This is a genomic window from Pseudorhizobium marinum (assembly GCF_000705355.1).
Classification (GTDB): domain Bacteria; phylum Pseudomonadota; class Alphaproteobacteria; order Rhizobiales; family Rhizobiaceae; genus Neorhizobium; species Neorhizobium pelagicum.
In genome coordinates, this window is sequence record NZ_JMQK01000010.1 from 146,841 (window position 1) to 170,673 (window position 23,833).

General features: G+C 65.3%; 24 protein-coding genes. 10 read left to right on the forward strand and 14 right to left on the reverse strand.

Annotated features, from left to right (window positions below; all coding sequences use genetic code 11):
• Positions 1–70: 70 nt before the first annotated feature.
• Positions 71–2,719 (reverse strand): aminopeptidase N, encoded by a 2,649-nt coding sequence (pepN, locus tag EO99_RS0114055; protein ID WP_029619271.1) that lies wholly within the window; start codon positions 2,717–2,719, stop codon positions 71–73.
• A gap of 650 nt (positions 2,720–3,369) precedes the next feature.
• On the opposite strand from pepN, the gene EO99_RS0114065 reads away from it, so the two are divergent.
• Together EO99_RS0114065 and EO99_RS0114070 are read left to right on the forward strand one after the other, a co-directional pair.
• Complete coding sequence (locus tag EO99_RS0114065; RefSeq protein WP_029619272.1) at positions 3,370–4,653, forward strand: WcaI family glycosyltransferase; 1,284 nt, start codon at positions 3,370–3,372, stop codon at positions 4,651–4,653.
• 213 nt (positions 4,654–4,866) lie between these two features.
• Positions 4,867–5,805, forward strand: a complete 939-nt coding sequence (locus tag EO99_RS0114070) for a DMT family transporter (RefSeq protein WP_029619273.1) — start codon at positions 4,867–4,869, stop codon at positions 5,803–5,805.
• A gap of 3 nt (positions 5,806–5,808) precedes the next feature.
• Here EO99_RS0114070 and EO99_RS27445 read toward each other — a convergent pair whose 3' ends face one another.
• The 5 genes from EO99_RS27445 to EO99_RS0114100 form a co-directional block, all read right to left on the reverse strand.
• Positions 5,809–5,961, reverse strand: a complete 153-nt coding sequence (locus EO99_RS27445; protein WP_156034786.1) for a hypothetical protein — start codon at positions 5,959–5,961, stop codon at positions 5,809–5,811.
• 31 nt (positions 5,962–5,992) lie between these two features.
• Positions 5,993–6,184 carry a hypothetical protein gene (locus tag EO99_RS0114080; protein ID WP_029619274.1) on the reverse strand — a complete coding sequence of 64 codons (192 nt, stop codon included), beginning with the start codon at positions 6,182–6,184 and terminating at the stop codon, positions 5,993–5,995.
• A 144-nt stretch (positions 6,185–6,328) separates the two neighbouring features.
• A complete protein-coding gene (locus EO99_RS0114090; RefSeq protein WP_029619275.1) occupies positions 6,329–7,198 on the reverse strand; it encodes a uracil-DNA glycosylase in 870 nt (289 codons plus the stop codon).
• A 38-nt stretch (positions 7,199–7,236) separates the two neighbouring features.
• Entirely contained in the window at positions 7,237–8,529 is a 1,293-nt protein-coding gene (locus tag EO99_RS0114095) for an Hsp70 family protein (RefSeq protein ID WP_029619276.1), read from the reverse strand.
• 150 nt (positions 8,530–8,679) lie between these two features.
• The gene (locus EO99_RS0114100; RefSeq protein WP_029619277.1) at positions 8,680–9,564 is read right to left on the reverse strand and encodes a LysR family transcriptional regulator; all 885 of its coding nucleotides are present in this window, start codon (positions 9,562–9,564) and stop codon (positions 8,680–8,682) included.
• A 101-nt stretch (positions 9,565–9,665) separates the two neighbouring features.
• Here EO99_RS0114100 and blaOXA point away from each other — a divergent pair, with 101 nt between their 5' ends.
• Entirely contained in the window at positions 9,666–10,490 is an 825-nt protein-coding gene (gene blaOXA, locus EO99_RS0114105) for a class D beta-lactamase (RefSeq protein ID WP_029619278.1), read from the forward strand.
• A gap of 37 nt (positions 10,491–10,527) precedes the next feature.
• Here the strand turns inward: blaOXA and EO99_RS0114110 are convergent, their stop codons facing one another.
• The 5 genes from EO99_RS0114110 to EO99_RS0114125 all read right to left on the reverse strand — a co-directional run bounded on the left by EO99_RS0114110 (position 10,528) and on the right by EO99_RS0114125 (position 12,503).
• Entirely contained in the window at positions 10,528–10,806 is a 279-nt protein-coding gene (locus EO99_RS0114110; protein WP_029619279.1) for a helix-turn-helix domain-containing protein, read from the reverse strand.
• Positions 10,775–10,963: a BrnT family toxin gene (locus EO99_RS26660; protein WP_235776818.1), complete on the reverse strand. Its 189-nt coding sequence runs from the start codon at positions 10,961–10,963 to the stop codon at positions 10,775–10,777. Before EO99_RS26660 ends, EO99_RS0114110 begins: the two co-directional genes overlap by 32 nt.
• A 134-nt stretch (positions 10,964–11,097) precedes the next feature.
• Positions 11,098–11,286 carry a hypothetical protein gene (locus EO99_RS0114115; protein ID WP_029619280.1) on the reverse strand — a complete coding sequence of 63 codons (189 nt, stop codon included), beginning with the start codon at positions 11,284–11,286 and terminating at the stop codon, positions 11,098–11,100.
• A gap of 33 nt (positions 11,287–11,319) precedes the next feature.
• Positions 11,320–11,580: a hypothetical protein gene (locus EO99_RS0114120; RefSeq protein ID WP_051679854.1), complete on the reverse strand. Its 261-nt coding sequence runs from the start codon at positions 11,578–11,580 to the stop codon at positions 11,320–11,322.
• Positions 11,581–11,714: 134 nt separating this feature from the next.
• On the reverse strand, positions 11,715–12,503 hold the full coding sequence (locus EO99_RS0114125) for an SDR family oxidoreductase (protein ID WP_029619282.1): 789 nt from the start codon (positions 12,501–12,503) through the stop codon (positions 11,715–11,717).
• A gap of 206 nt (positions 12,504–12,709) precedes the next feature.
• Between EO99_RS0114125 and EO99_RS0114130 the strand changes: the two genes are divergently transcribed.
• The 3 genes from EO99_RS0114130 (at position 12,710) to EO99_RS0114140 (ending at position 16,492) form a co-directional block, all read left to right on the forward strand.
• Positions 12,710–14,038, forward strand: a complete 1,329-nt coding sequence (locus EO99_RS0114130) for an NAD(P)/FAD-dependent oxidoreductase (RefSeq protein WP_029619283.1) — start codon at positions 12,710–12,712, stop codon at positions 14,036–14,038.
• Positions 14,039–14,050: 12 nt separating this feature from the next.
• Positions 14,051–14,410 (forward strand): DUF5368 domain-containing protein, encoded by a 360-nt coding sequence (locus EO99_RS0114135; RefSeq protein ID WP_029619284.1) that lies wholly within the window; start codon positions 14,051–14,053, stop codon positions 14,408–14,410.
• Positions 14,411–14,533: 123 nt separating this feature from the next.
• Complete coding sequence (locus EO99_RS0114140) at positions 14,534–16,492, forward strand: DEAD/DEAH box helicase (RefSeq protein ID WP_029619285.1); 1,959 nt, start codon at positions 14,534–14,536, stop codon at positions 16,490–16,492.
• Between the two features lie 15 nt (positions 16,493–16,507).
• Here the strand turns inward: EO99_RS0114140 and EO99_RS0114145 are convergent, their stop codons facing one another.
• On the reverse strand, positions 16,508–17,920 hold the full coding sequence (locus tag EO99_RS0114145) for an FAD-binding oxidoreductase (RefSeq protein ID WP_029619286.1): 1,413 nt from the start codon (positions 17,918–17,920) through the stop codon (positions 16,508–16,510).
• Positions 17,921–18,192: 272 nt separating this feature from the next.
• Between EO99_RS0114145 and EO99_RS0114150 the strand changes: the two genes are divergently transcribed.
• The gene (locus EO99_RS0114150) at positions 18,193–19,857 is read left to right on the forward strand and encodes an electron transfer flavoprotein-ubiquinone oxidoreductase (protein ID WP_029619287.1); all 1,665 of its coding nucleotides are present in this window, start codon (positions 18,193–18,195) and stop codon (positions 19,855–19,857) included.
• Between the two features lie 193 nt (positions 19,858–20,050).
• Complete coding sequence (locus EO99_RS0114155; protein ID WP_029619288.1) at positions 20,051–20,668, forward strand: L,D-transpeptidase; 618 nt, start codon at positions 20,051–20,053, stop codon at positions 20,666–20,668.
• Here the strand turns inward: EO99_RS0114155 and EO99_RS0114160 are convergent.
• Together EO99_RS0114160 and EO99_RS0114165 are read right to left on the reverse strand one after the other, a co-directional pair.
• Positions 20,665–21,084 (reverse strand): DoxX family protein, encoded by a 420-nt coding sequence (locus tag EO99_RS0114160; protein ID WP_081852060.1) that lies wholly within the window; start codon positions 21,082–21,084, stop codon positions 20,665–20,667. The genes EO99_RS0114155 and EO99_RS0114160 overlap by 4 nt on opposite strands.
• Positions 21,085–21,231: 147 nt before the next feature.
• Positions 21,232–22,248: a zinc-binding alcohol dehydrogenase family protein gene (locus EO99_RS0114165; protein ID WP_029619290.1), complete on the reverse strand. Its 1,017-nt coding sequence runs from the start codon at positions 22,246–22,248 to the stop codon at positions 21,232–21,234.
• A gap of 102 nt (positions 22,249–22,350) precedes the next feature.
• Here EO99_RS0114165 and EO99_RS0114170 point away from each other — a divergent pair, with 102 nt between their 5' ends.
• Positions 22,351–22,746 (forward strand): winged helix-turn-helix transcriptional regulator, encoded by a 396-nt coding sequence (locus tag EO99_RS0114170; RefSeq protein ID WP_029619291.1) that lies wholly within the window; start codon positions 22,351–22,353, stop codon positions 22,744–22,746.
• Between the two features lie 143 nt (positions 22,747–22,889).
• Complete coding sequence (locus tag EO99_RS0114175; protein WP_029619292.1) at positions 22,890–23,828, forward strand: diacylglycerol/lipid kinase family protein; 939 nt, start codon at positions 22,890–22,892, stop codon at positions 23,826–23,828.
• Positions 23,829–23,833: the final 5 nt, after the last annotated feature.

Consider the following 23,833-nt stretch of genomic DNA (forward strand, 5'->3'; position numbering starts at 1 on the left):
GGTAAGACTTTCTTAAGACTTTGATTTTGCTGGCCTCCCGCTGGACTCATAGGTTGCAGCGGGAGAAGGGTTAGCCTTTTAGCATACGCTCGACGATATCGCGGACGTCGTTGGACAGCGCTGCGCTTCGATCGATGGTCAGCAGCGCGGAGCGGGCATGGTCGGCCCGCTGCGGCTCCAGCGACCGCCAGGAGCGCATCGAGGTGAGAAGCCGCGCCGCCAGCTGCGGGTTCTTCGGATCGATCTGAAGGATTTGCGACGCGAGAAAGCGGTAGCCGGCGCCATCGGCTCGGTTGAAGCCGGTCGGATTGGAAAACGCGAAACTGCCGACGAGGGCGCGGACGCGGTTCGGGTTTCCGGGCGTGAAATGCGGATCGTTCATGAGCGCGTTGACGCGGTCGAGGGTGGCGGCGTCCGGGATGGTGGCCTGAACGGCGAACCACTTGTCGATGACGAGCGGATTGGCATCGAAGCGGGTCAGGAAGGCGCCCAGCGCGCCTTCGGTTTCGCCGGAATCCGGGAACCGATGGGCTAGCAGGGTGAGCGCCTGCAGGAGATCGGTCATGTTGTCGGCATCGCTGAAGGCTTCCGCCACCGGCGCCGGCGACTGCTCCGCATAGGTGAGGTAGCTGAGAGCGATGTTGCGCAGCGCCCGCTTGCCGGCGTCCTGCGCGTCCGGGCTGAAGGCGCCATCCGGGCGCATCGTCTGGAAGAGCCGCTGGAAGGTGGAAACCCCGGCCTCGGCAATGGCTGCGAGAACGCTGGTGCGGCCCGCATGGATGGCATCCGGATCGTTGTTCCTGCCGAGTTCACGGGCAATGTCGGCTTCGCTCGGCAGCGTCAGCACCTGGGCGCGGAAGGCAGGCTCGAGGCTCTCGTCGTCGGCGGTCTCGATCAGTGCCGTGATCAGGGCAGAGGGCGTCTCGACAGTCTTGCCGTCCTGCAGGTCGCGCGTGGCCTGGATGAGGCTCGGCAGCGCGAGATCCGTCAGCGCCTGCCAGCGGGCAAAGAGGTCCGGATCATGGCGGGCGATATGGGCAAGATCGTCTGGGCTCTGGTCGAGATGGAGGTTGATCGGTGCCGAGAAGCTGCGGTTGAGCGACAGCACGGGCCGTGAGGCTATGCCGGTGAATGTGAAGGTCTGGTTGCGCTCCGTCAGGTGCAACACCTCTCCCGTGACCTCGCCGCCCGTGACGCCGGTCGCGGTGGCAACGGTGCCGTCCGCAAGGATCAGAGCAAACGAGAGCGGAATATGCATGGGCTCCTTGCTGGGCTGCCCGGGTGTTGCGGGTACCATCTGCTCCAGCGAAAGCGTGAAGGTCGCCGTCGTCGCGTCGTAAGCGCCCGATGCGGTGACCAGCGGCGTGCCGGCCTGGTGGTACCAGAGCGAGAACTGGCTAAGGTCGCGGCCGGTGGCGTCCTCGAAGCACTTGACGAAATCCTCGACGGTTGCGGCGTCGCCGTCGTGCCGTTCGAAGTAGAGGTCGAGACCCTTCTTGAAGTCGTCCGCGCCGAGCAGGGTGGCGATCATGCGGATGACCTCAGAGCCCTTCTCGTAGATGGTCGTCGTATAGAAGTTGTTGATCTCGCGGTATTTGGTCGGGCGGACCGGGTGGGCGAGCGGCCCCGCATCTTCCGGGAACTGTTCCGACTTCAGGTGCCGCACTTCCGCGATGCGCTTGACGGGACGCGAGCGCATGTCGGCGGAGAACTCGTGGTCGCGATAGACGGTGAGGCCTTCCTTGAGGCTGAGCTGAAACCAGTCGCGGCAGGTGATGCGGTTGCCGGTCCAGTTGTGGAAATATTCGTGGGCGATGATCGCCTCGATGTTGGCATAGTCCTGGTCGGTCGCGGTGTCCGGGTCGGCCAGCACGTATTTGTCGTTGAAGACGTTGAGGCCCTTGTTCTCCATGGCGCCCATGTTGAAGTCCGAGACCGCCACGACCATGAAGATGTCGAGGTCGTATTCGCGACCGAACCGCTCCTCGTCCCACTTCATCGAGCGCTTCAACGCGTCCATGGCAAAGGCCGCGCGCGGCTCCTTGCCATGCTCCACATAGATCTTCAGCGCCACGTCGCGGCCGGACATGGTCGTGAAGCTGTCCTCGACGACGCCGAGATCGCCGGCGACGAGGGCAAACAGGTAGGAAGGCTTCGGATGCGGGTCGAACCAGGCGGCAAAATGCCGGCCCTCGTCGTAGTTGCCGCCACCGAGATAGTTGCCGTTGGAGAGCAGCAGCGGATTGGCGGACTTCTCGGCGATGATGGTGATCGTATAGGGCGCCAGCACATCCGGGCGGTCGGGGAAATAGGTGATGCGGCGGAAGCCCTCCGCCTCGCACTGCGTGCAGTAGATGCCGTTGGTCCGATAGAGGCCCATCAGCTGGCTGTTGGCCTGCGGATTGATGAAGGTGGTGACGGTGATCTCGAACGGCCCGCTTTCCGGCAGGTCGCGGATCGTCAGCGACTGGGCGGTCGCCGTGTATTGGCTGGCGGGAACTTCGTTCTGGTCGAGCAGCAGGCCCGACAGCGTCAGTTCGTCACCATCAAGAACCAGGGGCGCAGCGGCATCGACACCATCGCGGCGATGGAAGATCAGCCGCGCATCGACCTTGGTGTTCGTCGGATCGATCTCGAAGGTGAGATCGACCCGCTCCAGAACGAAATCGGTAGGACGGTAGTGAGCCAGTTCGACGATCTTGTTTTCAGATGTACTCATAAGTACACGACTTCCTATTCGTGGCTGAAGAGGTTGCTTCAAAAGCCGTCTGGCGGCGTCAGCTGCGGGAATTGGTTTTCAATGCTGCCTGTGGTGCCGTACATTGTCTGATTGAGCGCGCCGGTTGATGGCTCGGCGTTCAGCAGAAGAAGACACAGCGGCAATCCTTTCATTGGCAGGGATGGACGAACCGTAACAAGGGGATGCTAACATGATGCTAACAGAGATTGCAGTTCGGCCTTGCCGATTTCGGTTCTCTCCTTGTCTTCGTGGAGGGAAAAGGGCTGCCCGGGTCCGCAACAGTCAGCAAAGCGAATGAGATTTTGCAGGCTGCGCCTGCGCGTTCGACGTTTTTATCGGATTTAATCTACGACAATTACCGGGTAGGAAGCAGCTGTTCCGGGTAATCTATTTCAGACATCTAATATTTAAAGTATTGACGTCTCACCTTTATGTTGCGTTGCGGTATTTATCTCGTTATGTATTGCGACGTTGTGCGAAAAATTCGCCGGCGGAGAGCCTGCAAGCAAAGGTAACTTAGGTCGCTGGCGTTGTAGCGTAGTGCGGGTTTTGATGGCCATAATGCACCTTTCAGAAATCGCCCCCCTGTTTGCCGATCAATATCCCGTGTCCACTCGGGAGGGTTGGGCATGAAGATCCTGATCGTCGGGCTGAACTACGCGCCTGAGAAGATCGGGATCGCCGTCTATACGCATGGCCTGGCCAAGGCCATGGCCGCGGCGGGCCATCAGGTCACGATCGTCTGTGCGCAACCTTATTACCCGGCGTGGAAATTGATGCCCGGTGCCCGGCAGGCCTATCAGCGATCGGTCGAGGATGGCGTGACGGTCATCCGTTGCCCCCTCTACGTTCCCGCCCGACCCAGCAGCGCCCGTCGCATCCTTCATCATCTCTCCTTCGCCCTCAGCTGCCTTTTCCCGGTGCTGAAAGCGGCGATCGGCGGACGCCCGGACGTCGTCTTCTGCATCGCGCCGTCGTTGATCGCCGCGCCCTGCGGCCGCCTGGCCGCCTTCCTGTCTGGGGCACGGTCCTGGCTTCATGTCCAGGACTTCGAGGTCGAGGCCGCCTTCGCAACGAACCTGCTGAGCGACAAGGGCGTCATCTCCCGACTGGCCAAGAAGTTTGAATCGACGGTGCTTCGGTCATTCGATCGGGCGAGCAGCATTTCGCCGCAGATGTGCAAGCACCTGATCAGCAAGGGCGTGCCTGCCGAACGGGTGGTCGAGTTTCGCAACTCCGGCGATCTGTCCAAGGTCAGGCCGCTGACGGAGCCGTCGCCCTATCGCGCCGAGTGGGACATCAAGACCGAGCACGTGGCGCTCTACTCGGGAAATATCGCCAACAAGCAGGGCATCGAGATCCTTGTCGACGCGGCGCGGCGGCTGGTCCATCGCCAGGACCTGACCATCGTCGTCTGCGGTGAAGGCCCCAACCGGGCGGCACTCGAGACCCGGGCCGAGGGCCTGCCCAACATCCAGTTCCGCGATCTCCAGCCGCGCGAGCGGATCAACGATCTCGTCGGCCTCGCGACGGTTCACCTCCTGCCGCAGCTCGGCACTGCAGCCGACCTGCTGCTGCCGTCGAAGCTGATCAACATGCTGGCCTCGGGCCGTCCGGTCATCGCGACGGCTGCCCCCGGCACCGGCCTTGCCCAGGAGGTGGAGGGGTGCGGCCTGGTGACCGAACCGGACGACGTCGCGTCCTTCGCGGCCGCGATCGAGGTCATGCTCGACAACCCGGACCTGCGCGATCGCTACGGTCGCGCGGCACGCGCCTGTGCCGAGGAGCGGTGGAGCGAGAAGATGATCGTCGAACGGCTGATGCAGGAGCTGCATGATCTGGTGGAGCGCGGGCGCGCCGCCAAGCCGGCCGAGATGAGTGCGCTGAAGCGCATCCGGCGCGCGCCGCGATAGGCACACCTTCAGGGTTTGCATCCCGTCCGGCAGCGGGCTCGGACGCAATGGCGGGGCAGGAGGCTGTCTCCGGCCACTGTTATTGATCGGTCCATCATCAGTTTTGATGTCGGGCTGGAGATATTTCCTTTACTCTCGCTGGCGCTAGATCTTCTCCGCAACTGCTCCCGCCTGCCATGACCTTGCGTCAGGTCGCATTTCCAAGAGTGTAGAATGACCGTCGAAGCGGGCAATCCCCTGCGGGGGATCATGTTCAAGATCCTCTCCGTCATGATCTTCGTGATGATGCAGACCTGCATCAAGGGTGCCGGCGCCGATGTCCCGGCGGGGCAGATCACCTTCTATCGGTCCGCCTTCGCGCTGATCCCGATCATCATCTACCTGGCATGGCAGCGCGACCTGCGCACCGCCGTCAAGACGGAGAGGCCTTTCGGCCACCTGAAGCGCGGGTTCTTCGGCATCCTGTCGATGGCCTTCGGCTTCTACGGGCTCGTTCACCTGCCGCTGCCGGAGGCGATCGCCATCGGCTACGCCTCGCCGCTGATGGCGGTCGTCTTCGCCGCCGTGATCCTGGGCGAGAAGGTGCGCGTCTATCGCTGGAGCGCGGTGGTGGCCGGCATGGTCGGCGTGCTGATCGTCTCCTGGCCGAAGCTGACGCTGTTCCAGGAGGGCGGCTTCCAATCGACCCAGGCTCTGGGCGCTGCGGCGGTGCTGCTGGCGGCGGTGCTGAGCGGACTTGCCATGGTGCAGGTGCGCCAGCTGGTGCAGACCGAAAAGACGCCGACGATCGTCTTCTACTTCTCCCTCTCCGGGGCGCTGTTTTCGCTGGTGAGCCTGCCGTTCGGCTGGACCGTGCTGACGGGAGAGCAGGCGGTGCTATTGATTTCTGCCGGGATCTTCGGGGGGATCGCGCAGATCTTCCTGACGGAGAGCTATCGGCATGCGGACGTGTCGGCGGTGGCGCCGTTCGAATACACGTCCTTCCTTCTGGGGATCGTCATCGCCTTCGTGTTCTTCAACGATATCCCGACGCTGCCGATGGTGGTGGGCACGGGGATCACCATGGCCGCCGGCATCTTCATCGTCTACCGCGAGCATAGGCTGGGGTTGGAGCGCAAGGCGGTGCGCAAGGCATCGTCACCGCCGAACTAGTCGTCAGAGCGGGATGGCGGCCGTCTGCGGATTGGCGGCGAGGATGGTGTCGCTGCGGGCGGCGCCGGCCTGGCGGTATTCGCGGGCAGCGCTCACGGCTGTGCCCACGTCGTTCCAGGTCTGCCGCAGGGCGCGCAGGGGGTGAATGCCGGTCATTGGGGTCGTCCTGTGTTCAGACGCGGCGCGATCAGCGCTCGCGAAAATCCGCGAAGATCGCCGAAGGGCGCGTGATCCTGCCGACACCGGCCAGGGCGCGCGCAGACAGCTGCTCATTGGTGACCGAGCCGAAATGATGATAGCCCTGCGTCGAGCGCGGCGAGAGACCGGTGTTGCGAAGGCTTTCGAAGCCGGAATGGATCGGGCGTGAGCGGGTCGTCATGGCCTTGGTTCCTTGACCTGGAGTTCCTCCCAAAACACGTCTTCTATATTGCGGTGCAACATCGATTCGGCAAGGCGCCTAAAGGCGGCGCTGCCATGCGGCATAAGCATGGCTGCCTTCATATTCTCTTTACATTGATCAAAATTAGGGCTGCTCGGCGGAGCTGCCGGTGCGCAGTGCCTGTGAAAACAGCAGAAGGTCCTGCCAGGCGAGTGCCTTGTTGGCCGGCGCCATCAGCAGTTCCTGCGGGTGCAGCGTCGCCAGCGCCCGCACTGTACGCCCGGCCACGGTCACGTCGCGCCACTGCCCGCGCAGGCTGTGGATCGTGCCGCTGGTGCCGCCGAAGAAGAAGCGCGCCGGGAAATTGCCGAGCAGCAGCAGATGGTCCGGCTCCGCCAGCGCGATCTGTCGCTCGATGAAGGGCTGGCAGATGGCCGTCTCGGCCGGTGACGGCATACGGTTGCCAGGCGGCCGCCACGGAATGATGTTGGTGATGGCGACGGTGTCGCGCGACAGGCCGATCGCCGCGAGCATGCGGTCGAGAAGCTGGCCATGCCGGCCCGAAAAGGGGGCGCCGTCGCGGTCGTCCTCGGCATTGGGCATGGGCCCGATCACCAGGATGCGGGAGCTCAGCTGGCCGGTCATGAACAGGGTGGAGCGGGCGCTGTTCTTCAGGTTGCAGCCGCCGAAGGCTTCGATCGCCGTCTTCAGTTCGTCGAGCGAGCGGGCGCTGTCGGCGGCAAAGCGGGCGGCAGCGACCGCCTGGTCGTCGGGCACGGCAACGGACGGCGGAGGATTGAGCGGCGCGGAGGCGGCGGCCCGCGACGGAGCCTTGCGCTCCTCGGGCTCCGGCACCTGCGCCCGGCGCACCTGCTCGCGGGCGGCCTGCTGCGCCTCGAACTCCGCAAACCGGTTGATCGGCGCGTCTTCCAGCAGCCAGTCGACTCCCGCATCCGCATAGAAATGCAGAAGCGCTGCGAGTTCGCCGGCTTCGAGGTCTTTCGCCTGGATCATGGCGTCACTCTAGCGAAGGCCAGGGCGTCGGGGAAGCGTCATGCCGCCCATTGCTCCAGATCGTCGCTCTCGCCGATCAGCGCCAGGCCGTGGGCGATCGACAGGAGCTCGCCGCCGCTCTCGATCTTCTCGTCGCCGAAGCGGCGGGTGAAGATGGAGCGGACGGCCGGCACGAAGGAGGTGCCGCCGGTGAGGAAGACCTTGTCGATGGCGGAAGCCTCGGTGTTGGTGCTGGCCAGCACCTCGTCGAGCGCGCCTTCCATGCGCGCCAGATCGTCGGCGATCCAGCCTTCGAAGGCGTCGCGGCGCACGGTCTTGCGACCGGCGCGGCCGAGCGGCGCGAAATCGAACTCCGCCTCCTCGGCATGCGACAGCGCCATCTTCGTGGCCGAGACCGCCTGGTAGAGCGGGTAGCCCTCGTCATGCTCGACGAGATCGACGAAGGTTTCGAGCTTCTCCGGATCCAGCGACGAGCGGATCAGCGACTTCAGGTCGGCGAATTCCTTCGAACCCTTGAAGATCGACAGCTGGTTCCATCGCGAGAAGCTGGTGTAGTAGTTGCTCGGCACGTCGAGCACCTTGTCGAAGCTCTTGAACTGGCTGCCCTTGCCGATCTCCGGCGCCACGAGATGATCGATCATCCGCGCATCGAACTGGTCGCCGGCAATGCCGACGCCGGAATGGCCGACGGGGGTGGCCGTCAGCCGGCCCGCCTGCCGCTCGAAGCGGATCAGCGAATAGTCGGTGGTGCCGCCCCCGAAGTCGGCGACCAGCACGGTGGCGTCCCGCGTCAGCGTCTGCGCAAAGTAATGGGCCGCCGCCACCGGCTCGTAGACGTAGTGGATCTCCGGAAAGCCGAGCCGCGTCAGCGCCGTATTGTAGCGCTCCAGCGCCAGCGTCTCGTTGGGGCTGGCGCCGGCGAAATGCACCGGCCGGCCGACGACGATCCGCGCGGCATCGGTGGGCCAGCCGTCGCCGGCATAGGTGGAAAGCCGCCGCAGGAAGATCTCCATCAGATCCTCGAACTGGTGGCGCCGGGCATAGATCAGCGTGCCCTGGAAGAGGGCGCTCGCCGCAAAGGTCTTGATCGACTGCAGGAAGCGGCAGTCGCCCGGGTTGTCGATGAACTGGCGGATCGCCGCCTGACCCGCCTCCACCTTCAGCGCCTGCGCCCCCATCAGGGGATCCTTCATGAACGACAGCGCGGTGCGCATCGTGTCGGTGGTGCCGGCACTGCTGGTGAACGCCATCGAATCGGTGGCGCCTTGGCCGGCGGCAAGCGCCATGACGGTATTGGTCGTGCCGAAATCCAGCCCCAGCGCACGTGCCATGGTCATACTCCTGCTCTTGTCCGTGGTCGGCCGATCCCGGACGTGGTGGCCCCGGAAACGGTAAAGGGCGCGGTTGTGCGCGCGCCCCGAATGAATTTGAGAGCGCGCCTGATCGCACAGGCAGGGCGGGATGGCAAGGGTAGGAGGGCGCTAACCCGCTGCGCGCGTCTGCGCCGCGATGTCCGCCAGCCAGCCAGCGAAGGCAGCCATCGCCGGCGTCGGGGTGCGGGATTTCAGGCGCGTCAGCCAGTAGCTGCCTTTCGAGACATAGACCGGGAAGGGCTGTTCGAGGGCACCGGATGCCATGTGGCGGGAGAACATCAGCGGTGGCGCCAGCGCCACGCCGGCGCCCTGCAGCGCGGCTTCCACCATCAGCACGGAGGAATCGAAGACGGGGCCGGTGATCTGCGGCACGGCGGCCCCGGCCCGTTCCAACCAGCTCGGCCACTCGTCGGCGCGGTAGGAGCGCAGCAGGGTCTGGCGGGGAATATCGTCGGGCGTCTTCAGCTGTCGCGCGATCGCCGGCACGCAGAGCGCCGAGAGCGGCGCCTCGAGCAGCGGCTCCGCCTCCGTGTCGTGCCAGGCGCCGTTGCCGAAGCGGATGGCATAGTCCAGCCCCTCTGCGGCGATGTCGACGCGGTTGTTGTTGGTGGAAAGCCGGACGTCGATGAACGGGTGGCGCTGGCGGAAATCGGCAAGCCTCGGCAGGAGCCAGCCCACCGCAAACGTGCCGACGGCGCCGACCACCAGCACCTCGCGCATGTGGCCGCCCTCGAAGCGCTCCAGCATGTCGGCCATCCGGTCGAAGCTCTCCTCCAGCGTCGGCAGCAGCGCAAGACCTTCCTCGGTGATCATCAGTCCGCGCGGCAGGCGGCGGAAGAGCGTGACGCCCAGCCGCTCCTCCAGCAGCTTCACCTGATGGCTGACGGCCGCCTGGGTGACGTGAAGTTCGATTGCCGCACGGGTGAAGGAGAGGTGGCGGGCGGCGGCCTCGAAGGCCCGGAGCGCGTTCAGCGGCAGATGCGGACGGACCATGGATGCCCTAGCTCAGTTTATGGCAAACGTCAGTTATCATCGTTTGTCGGCCTCGGCGCAAGCCGCCTACAAGGAGGGCGTCAAACGAGAGGAACCTCATCATGATCCTGCGCAGACGCAGCCTCCTTGCCGCCGCCATAGGCTTCTCCGCCCTCTTTGGTGGCACATTGCCGGCATTGGCCGCCGATCCGATCCGCTGCACCGTCGTTATCGACGCGGCCACCGGCGAACCGATCCACCGCGAAGGTGAGTGCGACCGGCGCGTCTATCCGATGTCGACCTTCAAGCTGCCCTTGGCCATGATGGGCTATGACGCCGGCATCCTGAAAGACGAGACGACGCCGCGCTGGGAGTACCAGGAAAAGTTCAACGCGCCGAAGCGGGTGCAGAAGGCAACCGATCCGACGAGCTGGGAAGCGGACTCGGTGGTCTGGTATTCGCAGGAGCTGACCCGCCGGCTGGGGGAGAAGGCCTACGGCGACTACGTCCGCAGCTTCGACTACGGCAATGGCGATGTGTCCGGCGGTCCCGGCAAGACGGATGGGCTGACGGAGAGCTGGCTGATGTCGTCACTGGAGATCTCGCCCGACGAGCAGGTGGCGTTCCTGCGGCTCTTCCTCCGGGGCGAACTGCCGATCTCGCAGCGTGCATTGGAGATGACGCAGGCAATCACGCCGCGCTTTGCGGCGGCCGACGGCTGGACCGTCCACGGCAAGACCGGCGCCGGCCGGCTGCGCGACGAAAAGGGCAAGCCGGCGTCCGACCGGCCGCTCGGCTGGTTCGTCGGCTGGGCGGAGAAGGCCGGCAGGCAGGTGATCTTTGCCCGTCTCTACGTGGCAAACCGCGCTTATGACCAGCCGCTGAGCCCGGAGGTACGCGACAGCGTCATCGCGGACCTGCCGGGGATTGTCGCCGGAGGCGAGTGAAAGAGATCGACCGGAACATGCCGGGCGGGGACCGTTGCTAGGCGACGGCCTCCGCGACCATCTCCGGATGCAGCCCTATCACCTTGATGTAGGCGATCGCGAAATCGGGTGCGGAGACTCTCGCCTGTTCCCAGTCGCGCAGCGTGCCGACCGGCACCCGGAACCGCTCGGCAAAGGCGGGCTGCGACAGGCCGAGATCGGTCCGGGTCTTGCGGATCAGACGCGCGCGCCGGCCACGGTCCAGAGCTTCGGCGCTGACATCGAAGTCTTCCGCGTCGGTCGGATCAGCCGCCAGTGCGATAGGCTCGTTCTTCACCCGTGTTGCTCCTTCTCACCGAGATGAAACGGGGTAGGCTCTCTCGCCACACAAAAACTGCGGTGAACAGTTTTCCCTCAACCATGCCGACTACTTTGAAGCGCTCCTCACCATCGATCTCACGGATCGACGGAATGACGAGATGGTTGTCGTCCATGAAAATTCGATGCCGAAAACGAGGGGCAATCCGTGCTTCTCTTGATTGACCGCGTCCTTGACGGGATCAAATCCGGGTTGCTCCATAAGGCCTCACTATACGGAAATTCCGTATATCGCGCAAGACGAAAACCTCTACCGCCGCCGTGCCGCCCAGATCAGGGCGGCGCCGGCGAGCGCCAGCACGGCGCCATAGGCGATCCAGGGCGACTGGTCGATCATGAAGCTGGAGGCGGGGTAGGGGAAGATGCCGCTGCCCTGGGCCATCCAGATCACGCCCATCAGCACGGCGATGGCGCCGATGACGATCAGCAGGCCTTTCATCGTATCGTCTCCTTGAAAGAGGTCACCCCGGCATCAGCCGGGGATCTGGCCGTCCTCCGGCTCCGCGTAATCGGACGGCGCATGCGGGTGGTCGCGCAGCAGCCGCCATGCGCCGAGAAGCACGATCAGGCCGAAGGCGACGACGAGGGCGCCGTTGATGGTCCAGACGCTGAGCTCGGTCATGAAGCCGGTGGCCGGTAGTCGGAGGAGCCCGGTGCCGTGGCCGATCCAGGCAAGGCCGGTGACGATGATCAGCGCCGCGACGCCGATCATCCCTGTGCGTATGCGATCCATGGTCCCCTCCCGTGGAATGGTTCTGCGATGGTCACTATAGCAGCCGCCGGCCGCGGCGCCAGTGGCCGCACGATTGGCCGACCGGAAGGGGCAGGAAGGGGAGAGCCCGCGCGCGAGGCGCGGGCCGGTTAGGATCAGATCGACTTCGAGGCGGCGCCGTCGACGCGCAGCATCGTGCCGTTGACGTAGCTTGCCGGTGCCGAGCAGAGGAAGGCGGCGGCGGCGCCGAATTCCTCGACCGTGCCCAGACGTCCCGTCGGGATGGATTTGAGCGAGGCCGCACGGACGTCTTCCATCGACTTGCCCTGGCGCTTGGCGTTGGCGCCATCCAGTTCGTCGATGCGGTCGGTGTGGATGCGGCCGGGCAGGATCATGTTGGCGGTGATGCCGTGGGGCGCGACTTCCGCCGAGAGCGTCTTGTTCCAGCCGACCAATGCGCCGCGCAGCGTGTTCGACAGGGCAAGGTTCGGGATCGGCTCGAACACGCCGGAGGAGGCGACCGTCAGGATGCGGCCGAAGCCCTGCGCCTTCATCTGCGGCAGCAGCGCATTGGTGAGCGTGATGACCCTGAGCACCATCGACTGGAAGAAGGTCTCGAGCTTCTCGGCGGTCATCTCTTCCGCCGTGCCGGGCGTCGGGCCGCCGGTGTTGTTGACGAGGATGTCGATGCCGCCGAGCTTCTCCGCAACGGCCTTCACCATGGTTGCGACGAAATCGGCATCGGAGAGGTCGCCGCCGACCCAGTCGGCCTTGCCCTTGCCCTCGGCGTTGATCGTCTTGCAGTTCTCGGCAAGGCGTTCCTCCGTGCGGCCGACCAGCAGCACATGGGCGCCTTCGCGTGCCAGCGCCGTTGCAATGCCGAGGCCGAGGCCGCGCGAGGAGGCGAGCACGAGGGCGCGCTTGCCGGAAATTCCGAGATCCATGGTGAAGTCCTTCTCTGCGTTCAGAAATGCGTCGGGCGGAACTTAGCGGCGCCGGCCGTTTCCGAAAAGGGCAGGTCGGCGGGAAAATGACTTAGGTCAAGGCACCCCGCGAGGAAGGACGGGATATTGCACCCAGAAGTCCTGCGCGGACCGTGGGTGCGGAGATGTCCGCCCGCCGCGCAAGGAGCGTCGCGGGAGGAGCAAGAATGACCCTGGATCGCCTCGTGGCAAGCCGCCGCGCATTTCTCGGTGCCGCCGCAGCCGGCATGGCTGCCGCCTCGACCGGATTTCCTGCACGGGCGCAGAAGCTGCAGACGAAGGCCCATATCGTCATCATCGGCGCCGGTGCCGCCGGGACGGCTCTCGCCAGCCGGCTGGTGGAGCGCCTGGAGGGGGCGCAGATCACCGTGCTCGACGGCCGCGCCGAGCATTTCTACCAGCCCGGCCTGTCGCTGGTCGCCGCCGGCCTGAAGCCCGCCTCCTACACGCTGTCGCGCACCACGGACTGGCTGCCGCGCGGCGTGACCCTGATCGCCGAACCCGCCGCCGCCATCGACCCGGTGGCAAAAACGGTCGCCACCGCCGGCGGCCAGGTCCTGTCCTACGATTTCCTGGTGGTGGCCCCGGGCCTCGTGCTCGACCATGACGCGATCGAAGGCTTCTCGCTCGATCTCGTCGGCAAGAACGGCATCGGTGCCCTCTACGCCGGACCCGACTATGCGTCTCAGACCTGGGAGGCCGCCTCGAAGTTCACCGAAGAGGGCGGCATCGGACTCTTCACCCGCCCGGCCACCGAGATGAAATGCGCCGGCGCGCCGCTCAAGCACACCTTCCTGATCGAGGACATCGCCAGCCGCACCGTCGGCAAGGGCAAATACGAGATGCATTACGCCGTGCCGCAGACGGCGCTCTTCTCCGTGCCGATCGTTGCGGAGAAGGTGCGGATGCTGTTTGGCGAGCGCGGCATCGCCAGCCATTACGGCCACACGCTGAAGGCGGTGGATCCGGGCCGTAGGCGGGCGACCTTCGCCACCACCGATGCGGCCGGTGTGACCGGTACGGTGGAGATGCCCTATGACTACCTGCATGTGATCCCGCCGCAGCGGGCGCCGGACGTCGTGCGCCAGTCGGGCCTCTCCTGGGCGGACAAATGGATCGACCAGGGCTGGGTGGAGGTCGACCAGAAGACGCTGCGCCATCGCCGCTTCCCCGAAGTCTTCGCGCTCGTCGACGTGGCCGGCGTGCCCAAGGGCAAGACGGCGGCGAGCGTCAAATGGCAGGTGCCGGTGGTCGAGGACCATCTGCTGGCGGCGATTTCGGGCGGCGAGGGGACGCTGACCTATGACGGCTACACGTCATGCCCGCTGATCACCCGGGTCGGCCGCGCCATGCTGGTGGAGTTCGACTACAACAACAATCTGGTCCCCTCCTTCCCCGGCGTCATCGCGCCGCTGGAGGAGCTGTGGATCAGCTGGCTGATGAAGGAGGTAGCGCTGAAGGCCACCTATAACGCCATGCTGCGCGGCAGGGCCTGAAGGGAGACGGACATGCAGGAAATGACGCTGGCGACCCTGATTGCGGTATTCCAGGAAATGTTCGGCCCGGTTCTGTTCTGGGCCCTTGTCGCAACCGTCGTCGTGATCACCGCCCTTTACGTCTATGTGCTGGTCCGCGACCGGTCGCTTTCGATGCGCCGGTTCCTGCTGGCGCAGCTGTCGATGCCCATCGGTGCGGTCGCGGCGGTGGCCTTCGTGGAGGTGGTGACGGACTCCCACCTGCGCGACATCGGCGGGGCGATCGATATCATCGTGCTGCTGGGCGTGGCCCTGCTCGGCGCCTTCGGGTTTGCCGTCCTCGTCTATACGGCCCAGTCACTGGTGCGGGGGCAGCCGCAGAACGCACGCTGATCCGGCGCAAACCACTACAAGCTTTGACATTTGCCGTTTCCCTGAGTAGGAACTGCGCCATGTACAGCTGCGAGTGTTGCAGCCACGCGCGCAGATGCGCATGAAAATCCGAAAGACAGGTATATGTCAGAACTGAATGGCGCCGTCCCGGCGATCGCCAAGGCGTTGGCGAAACGCGGTTACGAAACGCTCACCCCCGTGCAGAAGGCCATGCTCGACCCGGCCCTCATCACCGCCGACGCGCTGGTTTCCGCCCAGACCGGCTCCGGCAAGACGGTCGCCTTCGGCCTGGCCATGGCGCCGACCCTGCTCGGCGATGCCGAGCGCTTCGACCGCGCCGGCGCGCCGCTGGCGCTCCTCATCGCGCCGACCCGCGAGCTGGCCATGCAGGTCAACCGCGAGCTCGAATGGCTCTACGAGATGACCGGTGCGGTGATCGCCAGCTGCGTCGGCGGCATGGACATCCGCAACGAGCGCCGGGCGCTGGAACGCGGCGCCCATATCGTCGTCGGCACGCCGGGCCGCATCTGCGACCACATCCGCCGCAACGCGCTCGACATGTCGCAACTGCGCGTCGCCGTGCTCGACGAGGCCGACGAGATGCTCGACCTCGGCTTCCGCGAAGACCTCGAGTTCATTCTCGAATCGGCGCCCGACGACCGGCGCACGCTGATGTTCTCGGCGACCGTCTCCTCCGGCATCGCCAAGCTTGCAAAGCGCTACCAGCGCAATGCGGTTCGCATCGCCACCACCTCGGAAGAAAAGCAGCATGCGGATATCGAATACCGCGCGCTGCTCGTCGCCTCGGCCGACCGCGAGAACGCCATCGTCAACGTGCTGCGCTATTACGACGCCAAGAACGCCATCGTGTTCTGCTCGACGCGCGCCGCCGTCAACCACCTGACCGCCCGCTTCAACAACCGCAACTTCGACGTCGTGGCCCTGTCGGGCGAACTGACGCAGAACGAGCGCACCCATGCACTGCAGGCCATGCGCGACGGGCGCGCCCGCGTCTGCATCGCCACCGACGTTGCCGCCCGCGGCATCGATCTGCCGGGGCTGGATCTCGTCATCCACGCCGACCTGCCGACCAATTCGGAAACCCTGCTGCACCGCTCGGGCCGTACCGGCCGCGCCGGCCGCAAGGGCATCAGCGCGATGATCGTGCCGGTCAACCAGCGCCGCAAGGCCGAGCGCCTGCTGGCCGGCGCCGACGTGACGCCGACCTGGGACCGTCCGCCGTCGGCCGAGGAGGTCACCGGCCGCGACCAGGAACGCCTGCTTGCCGATCCGATCTTCCTGGAAAAGCCGCGCGAGGAGGAGCTGGATATCGTCGCACGGCTGGCCGAAACCTATGGCGCCGAGAAGCTCGCGGCCGCCTTCGTCAACCTCTACCGCTCCAAGCAGTCGGCGCCGGAGGACCTGATCGAGGTTTCCGTGCAGCCGGGCGCCGTGCGCAAGCCCCGCGAGGGCGGCGACGGTCGCCCCGAGTTCGAGAGCACGCCCCGCGCCCCGCGCGGCGAATTCGGTCCCTCCGTCTGGTTCTCGCTGTCGGTCGGTCGCAAGCAGAATGCCGAACCGCGCTGGCTGATCCCCATGCTCTGCCGCAACGGCAATCTCACCAAGACGGAAATCGGCGCGATCAAGATGCAGACGGAGGAAACCTTCGTCGAGATCTCCGCCGCCCATGCCGAAAGCTTCGCCGAGGCCATCGGCAAGGACAAGACGCTGGAGCGCGGCATCCGCGTGACGCGCCTCGATGGTACGCCGGATTTCAGCCGCCAGGCCGAATCCAAGCCCTACGCCAAGAAGTCCTACGAGGACCGTCCGCCGCGCGACGGCGCCCGTGACGACTGGTCGAAGGGCAAACCGAAGAAGAAGTTCTCCGGTGCCCCGCAGATCCGTGACGAGCGGACATCGGAAAAGCCGGCCGGCGATCGCCCCTTCAAGGACAAGCCGCCCTTCAAGAAGGAAGGCAAGCCGTTCAACAAGGACGCCAAGCCTTACGCCGGCGACGGCAAGCCCTTTGCCAAGAAGGGCAAGCCGAAGCAGGCCAACGGCGGCCCCGACCGCCGCAAGTAACGAAATGAAGGGTGCCTAGAACGGCACCTTGCCCGGATTGAACAGGCCCTTGGGATCGAGGGCCTGTTTCAGCGCCCGCCCGAGGGCCTGCTTCTCCGGCGACACGAAGCTCTCGTAGCCGTGGCGCTTCTCCAGCCCCACCCCATGTTCTGCAGAAAAACTGCCGCCCGCCTCGTGGATGCCGGTATAGACGGCCTCTTCGACGGCCTGCAGTTCCGCGTCCGGCAGCGGCCCCTTCTTGATCAGCGTCAGATGCAGGTTGCCGTCGGCGATATGGCCGTAGACATAGGCGGCATAGGTCGGATCGATCGCCTTCAGGCGGCTTTCGAGGCCTGCCACATAGGCATCGAGGAAGAGCGGCGGCACGGAGATGTCGAAGGAGGCCGCCAGCGGGATCTCGGCGTAGTAGAAGCCTGAATCCTCGCGGATGTCCCAGAACTTGCGCGCCTGGTCGAGCGATTGCGCCACGATGCCGCCCTGGAGGTCAAGCGGTTCCCAAAGCTGCTCCAGCCCCGCTTCGAGCGCTGACGTCGCCGCCTCCACGCTTTCCCCCGAGACTTCGATGAGAAGGGCTGCGGCATCCGCTTCCAGCCAGGACAGGTCCAGCCCCTTCAGGGCCGCATGGTCGCGGATGTAGCGCGGCCACATCATCTCTGCGGCTTCCAGCGTGACGGCGGGCCGCGACCGGAAGTGGCGCACGAGCGCCAGCGCAGAACGGGCATCGGCGACGCCGACCAGCGCGGTCGCGCGGTGCGGGCGCTGCGGTTCCAGCGTCAGCACGACGCGCGTGACGAAGCCGAAGGCGCCTTCGCCGCCGATGAAGAACTGCTTCAGGTCCGGTCCGGCCGAGACCTTCACAACCCGGGTGAGGTCGCAGAGCACCGCACCGGAGGGAAGCACCGCCTCCAGGCCGAGGACCTGGTGGCGCATGACGCCGTTGCGGAAGGCGAGGATCCCGCCGGCATTGGTGGAGACCATGCCGCCGACGGTCGCCGTGCCGCGCGAGCCGAGATCGATGCCGGTTGTCAGCCCGTGCGCCGCCGCCGCCTGCTGCAGCGCTTCCAGCGTCACCCCCGCCTCGACGGTCGCCGTCATCTCTTCCGGCGCGATCGACAGGATGCGGTTGAGGCGCGCCGTCGATAGGATCACCTCGCCCGGACGGCTGATGCTGCCGCCGACCAGTCCGGTGAGCCCGCCCTGCGGCACGACCGTTACGTCATGGTCCGCGCACCAGGAAACCAACGCCGCGGCGGCCTCCGTCGACGATGGCTGCGCCATGATCTGCGCGCCGAAATTCTCGGGGTGCTCGCCCGGATGGCGACCGGCGAGACCTTCGGCGGTCAGGATGGCGAGGTCCGGGTGCAGTCCGGACAACGGCTGGATCAGATCCTGGGATGCAAGGGGAGAGGGGGAGCCGATGAGTGTCATGCGGGGAGCTGCTCTGCTAGGGTTTGCCACGGAAATGCAAGACTTGGCCGGGCATTGCAAGGCCGGCCATGGCGGGCAGGCGTCGTGGGCACGGACGAAACTTGATTTTCCCGCCGGAGCCGATATCTTACGTTCACGTAAAGGTAAGTATCGGGTGCCGTTGGAGGCATGAGATACTATCGTTTGGTGGTCGACAAGCGCATCGGCATTTGCCAAATGAGTTGTCAGACAAGTTAAGGATGCCGGAGCGGAGCCGGCAAGCGGAGCAGGTGATGAGCGAGCACATGGAACTTCCCGAACGCGAGAGCATGGAATTCGACGTGGTGATCGTCGGTGCCGGCCCGGCCGGCCTGGCGTCGGCCATCCGGCTGAAGCAGGTCAATCCCGAGCTTTCCGTCGTCGTGCTCGAAAAGGGCGCGGAAGTCGGCGCCCATATCCTCTCCGGCGCGGTGGTCGATCCGTCCGGCATCGACAAGCTGCTGCCCGGCTGGCGCGAGGAGGAGGGGCATCCCTTCACCACGCCGGTCACGGACGACCAGTTCCTGTTCCTCGGTCCGGCAGGCTCGGTGCGCCTTCCCAACATGCTGATGCCGCCGCTGATGAGCAATCACGGCAATTACATCGTCTCGCTCGGCCTCGTCTGTCGCTGGCTGGCCGAAAAGGCGGAAGCGCTCGGCGTCGAGATCTATCCTGGCTTCGCGGCGACCGAAATCCTCTACGACTACAAGGGTGCCGTGCGCGGCGTCGCCACCGGCGACATGGGCGTCGAGAAGAATGGCGAACCGGGCCCCGCCTTCACCCGCGGCATGGAACTGCACGGCAAATACGTGCTGATCGGCGAGGGCGTGCGCGGTTCGCTGGCCAAGCAGCTGATCGCCAAATACGACCTCCAGAAGGACCGCGAGCCGCAGAAATACGGTATCGGCCTCAAGGAGCTCTGGGAGGTGAAGCCGGAGAACCACAAGCCCGGCCTCGTGCAGCATTCCTTCGGCTGGCCGCTCGGCATGAAGACCGGCGGCGGCTCCTTCCTCTACCATCTGCACGACAACCTGGTGGCCGTCGGCTTCGTCGTGCACCTGAACTACAAGAACCCCTATCTCTACCCCTTCGAGGAATTCCAGCGCTTCAAGACGCATCCGGCCATTGCCTCGACCTTCGAGGGCGCCAAGCGCATCTCCTACGGCGCCCGCGCCATCACCGAGGGTGGCTACCAGTCGGTGCCGAAGCTCTCCTTCCCGGGCGGCGCGCTGATCGGCTGCTCGGCCGGCCTCGTCAACGTGCCTCGCATCAAGGGCAGCCACAACGCCGTTCACTCCGGCATGCTGGCGGCGGAAAAGATCGCCGCAGCGATCGCCGCCGGTCGTGCCAACGACGAAGTGGTCGAGATCGAGAACGAATGGCGTGCCGGCCCGATCGGCCAGGACCTGAAGCGGGTGCGCAACGTCAAGCCGTTGTGGTCGAAGCTCGGCACCGGCCTCGGCATCGCGCTCGGCGGCATCGACATGTGGACGAACCAGCTTCTCGGCTTCTCCTTCCTTGGCACGCTGAAGCATGGGAAGACCGATGCCGAGGCGCTGGAGCCGGCGGCAAAACACAAGCCGATCGCCTATCCGAAGCCCGACGGCGTCCTGACCTTCGACCGCCTGTCCTCCGTCTTTCTCTCCAACACCAACCACGAGGAAGACCAGCCGGTCCACCTGCAGGTGAAGGACATGGAGCTGCAGAAGCGCTCCGAACTCGGCATCTATGCCGGTCCGTCGACCCGCTACTGTCCGGCCGGCGTCTACGAATGGGTCGAAAAGGACGGCGAGGAGGTCTACGTCATCAACGCGCAGAACTGCGTCCACTGCAAGACCTGCGACATCAAGGACCCCAACCAGAACATCAACTGGGTGCCGCCGCAGGGCGGCGAGGGGCCGGTCTATCCGAGCATGTAAGGGTGTTCGCACTGGAGTGTTCGGAAAGGGGTGATCGGTCGGTCGCCCCTTTTTGCTGCGACGTGGTTTCAGTGCCCGAGGCGAGCCGCACACGTTGGCGTGATCCTGACAGATCACGGTTCCCATACACTGTACGTTAACCATAATTTCCTAATTTGCGGATCATCAAAACGACACCTTAAGGACACGATTCATGTCGATTTCCCGCCGCGGGTTTTTGCTCGGACTGCCGCTCTTTGTGACCGCCTGCGCCTCGAGCGGCGTCGATCACCGCGCCAATTACGCCGCGCTGCCGGACGAACAGTTCCCGCTGCGGGCGGTGCCGCTCGACAAGATCAAGCCGGAACTGCGCCGCCAGGTCGTGGCCTATGAGACCACCCACAAGCCGGGCACCATCGTCGTCGATACCCCGGCGCGCCGGCTCTACCACGTGATGGAAGGCGGCCAGGCAATGCGCTACGGCGTCGGCGTCGGCAAGGAGGGACTGGCGTTCCGGGGCAATGCCTACGTCGGGCGCAAGGCCGAATGGCCGACCTGGACGCCGACGGCCAACATGATCCGCCGCGAGCCGGAGAAGAACCTGAAATATGCCGGCGGCGTCCCCGGCGGCCCGAACAACCCGCTCGGCGCCCGCGCCATGTATCTCTACCGCGGCGGCAACGACACGCATTTCCGTATCCACGGCACCAACCAGCCGCAGACCATCGGCTACGCCATGTCGAGCGGCTGCGTGCGCATGATGAACCACGACGTGATCGATCTCTACGAGCGCGTCAACGTCGGCGACCGCGTCTTGGTGCTGCAGGCCTAGGGCGACGTCTTCCAGGCGACCACCATCAGGCCACCGATGACGGTGATGTGCTCCATCGCCACATGGAATTCCATGGTCTTGAACGGCTCTTCCATCGTCCAGAAGTTATGGGCGATGGGGATCGTCAGGAGCGTGAAGACCGCCAGGGCGCCGGCACCCAGCCAGGTCCAGCGGTTCATGATGATCAGCGCCGATCCGCCGATCTGGGTGATGATGACGGCAATGTTGAAGGCGGCCGCCGGCTCCAGGCCGAAATACGCCATCTCGGCCATGCCGGCCTGAAAGCCGATCAGCTTGGCAAGCCCGCTTGCCCAGAAGCCGAAGGTGAGCACGATCCGGGCGAGATAGCCGAACCAGGTTCTGCCGGTGATCGCACCGATTGCACTGTCGAATGAGGATGCCTGAGATATCGCCATGTGAGCCCCCGCTGGCAATGACGGGGCCACGATAATCCAATCCGCGCCGTCTGATAAGAGGCGAGATTTCATCGGTTCCGGAGTTCCGATGAGCCGGAAAGCCGACGGCCTGGTGCAGCCGTCGGCTGAGAAAGGCGAGCTGCCGGCCTAGAAGCCGGAGAGGACGATCTTGCCCTTGGCGCGCCCGCTTTCGATCATCGCATGCGCGCGCTTGAGGTTGGCGGCATTGATGGTGCCATAGGTCTCCGCAAGCGTGGTGCGGATGCGGCCGGCATCGACCAGTTCCGCGACATGATCGAGGAGCTTGTGCTGCTCGATCATGTCTTCCGTCTGGTAGAGCGACCGGGTGAACATCAGCTCCCAGTGGATGGACAGCGCCTTGCGCTTGAACGGCCGCAGGTCCATCGGGTTCTTCGGGTCGTCGATCAGGCAGAAGCGGCCCTGCGGCGCAATCAGCGCCAGGATGTCGTCAAGATGCTGCTCGGTTTCCGTCGTGGAGAAGACGAAGGCCGGCGAGCCCAGCCCGAGAGCTTCGACCTGCGGCGCCAGCGGCTGGCTGTGGTCGATCACGTGATGGGCGCCGAGGTCGCGGATCCACGCCTGTGTCTCCGGCCTGGAGGCCGTGGCGATGACCGTCAGGTCCGTCAGTTCCCGCGCCAGCTGGATGGCGATCGAGCCGACGCCACCGGCACCGCCGATGATCAGGATCGCGTTCGCCGCGCCAGGGACGGGCTCCTGCACCTTCATGCGGTGCAGCATGGCCTCATAGGCGGTGATGGCCGTCAGCGGCAGCGCCGCCGCCTGCTCGAAGCTCAGGCTCTCCGGCTTGCGTCCGACAATCCGCTCGTCGACCAGATGGAACTCGGCGTTCGTGCCCGGCCGGTCGAGCGCACCGGCGTAGAAGACCGCGTCGCCCGGCTGGAAGAGGGTGACTTCCGGACCGACGGCCTTCACCACGCCCGCGGCATCATAGCCGAGGACACGGTGATCGCCCGGCTCGACCGCCGCGGAGGCGCGGACCTTGGCGTCCACCGGGTTGACCGAGACGGCCCTGATCTCGACGAGCAGATCGCGGCCGGCGGCTGCCGGCATCGGCAGGTCGATGTCGATCAGCGAAGTGTCTGCGGTAATGGGCTGGGGCATGTTGAAGCCGACGGTGCGCATGGAGGTCTCCTTGTTTCGTTGCGTGGGGCTTCAATGCGGCCTATATGCGCAATCCGCAAGAATGCACATTTTTGGCATATAGTATCAAAATGGATACCGTCGATGTCCCGCCCACGCGCCAAGCTGATTGATTATTTTCCCGGTTGCCCCGTCGAGGCGACCTTGAGCTTCCTCGATGGAAAGTGGAAGGGCGTCATCCTGCACCATCTGCTGGAGGAGGGGACCCTGCGCTTCAACGAGCTGCGCCGCCGCATTCCCGCCGTTACCCAGCGGATGCTGACCAAGCAGCTGCGGGAGCTGGAGGAGGCGGGACTGGTTTCCAGGACCGTCCATGCCGTCGTGCCGCCCCGCGTGGATTATGACCTGACGCCCCTGGGCAAGACGCTGGAGCCTGTGATCAGTGCCCTTCGCCTCTGGGGCAGCGAGCATGTGATGTGCGGCGACGATCAGGTCTCCGCTGTGATGCCGCCGCAGCAGAAGGTCCGCTCCGCAGCCTGAGGTGCCCATCGTGTCCGCAGTCAGTGGGCCGGTGACGTCCGTTGGCCGCAAGTTCGACCCGCCGACGCAGGTGCAGCGGAGCAACCATTTACGCCAAAGGCCGTTGTTCCACGGCTAAACCCCAGGCTGATCGAGAGCGCCAGATGAACCTTGTTGCCGTCTTCAACCGCGATGGCGGAACCTTCAGGACCACCGATATGGACGCCTATTGCGCTCATTCGGCTGCAGTCTTCAAGGACGCGGGTCACCAGATCGAATGCCATGTGGTTGCCGGAAAGGACGTCGTGGCGACGATGGAGCGGGCCGCGGCCACGCCGGGCATCGAGGGACTGATTGCCGGCGGCGGTGACGGCACGATCTCGGCCGCCGCCGATATCGCCTGGCGCAGCGGCCTGACGCTCGGCGTCGTGCCCGCCGGCACCATGAACCTCTTTGCGCGGTCGCTGCATCTGCCGCTGGACATCTGGGGCGTGCTGGATGTCCTGGCCGAGGGGCATGTGCAGCAGGTGGATATCGCCAGCGCCAACGGCAAAAGCTTCGTCCATCAGTTTTCGGCCGGTCTTCACGCCCGCATGGTGCGCTTGCGCAACTCGATGACCTACGGCTCCCGGTTCGGCAAGATGCGCGCCAGCGCCAGGGCGGTGCTCGGCGTCATGTTCAACCCGCCGGTCTTCCAGGTCGATTTCGATGCCGGAGGAAAGACCGGGCTGCGCAAGGTATCGGCGATCTCCGTCTCCAACAACGAGTTCGGTCCCGATCCGCTTCTGTTCGCAGACAATCTGACGGGTGGGCGCCTCGGATTCTACATCGCCGATCCGCTGACGCCCGGCGGGGTCGCGCGGCTGACGCTCGACATCCTGCGCGGCCGGCTGAAGGAGAACGATGCGGTGACCGCAATGACCGCCACGGAACTGGAGCTGCGTTTCCCGCGCGCACGCAAGGACGTGCGCTGCGTCATCGACGGTGAGCTTCTGCCGATGGACCGCAACGTGAAGATCCGCATCCATGCCGGCGAGCTGAAGGTCTTCGTCGAGCGCAAGCCCGTCGAAGAGCAGGCGCAGGAAGCCGGCGCCGGCATCTGAGGCGT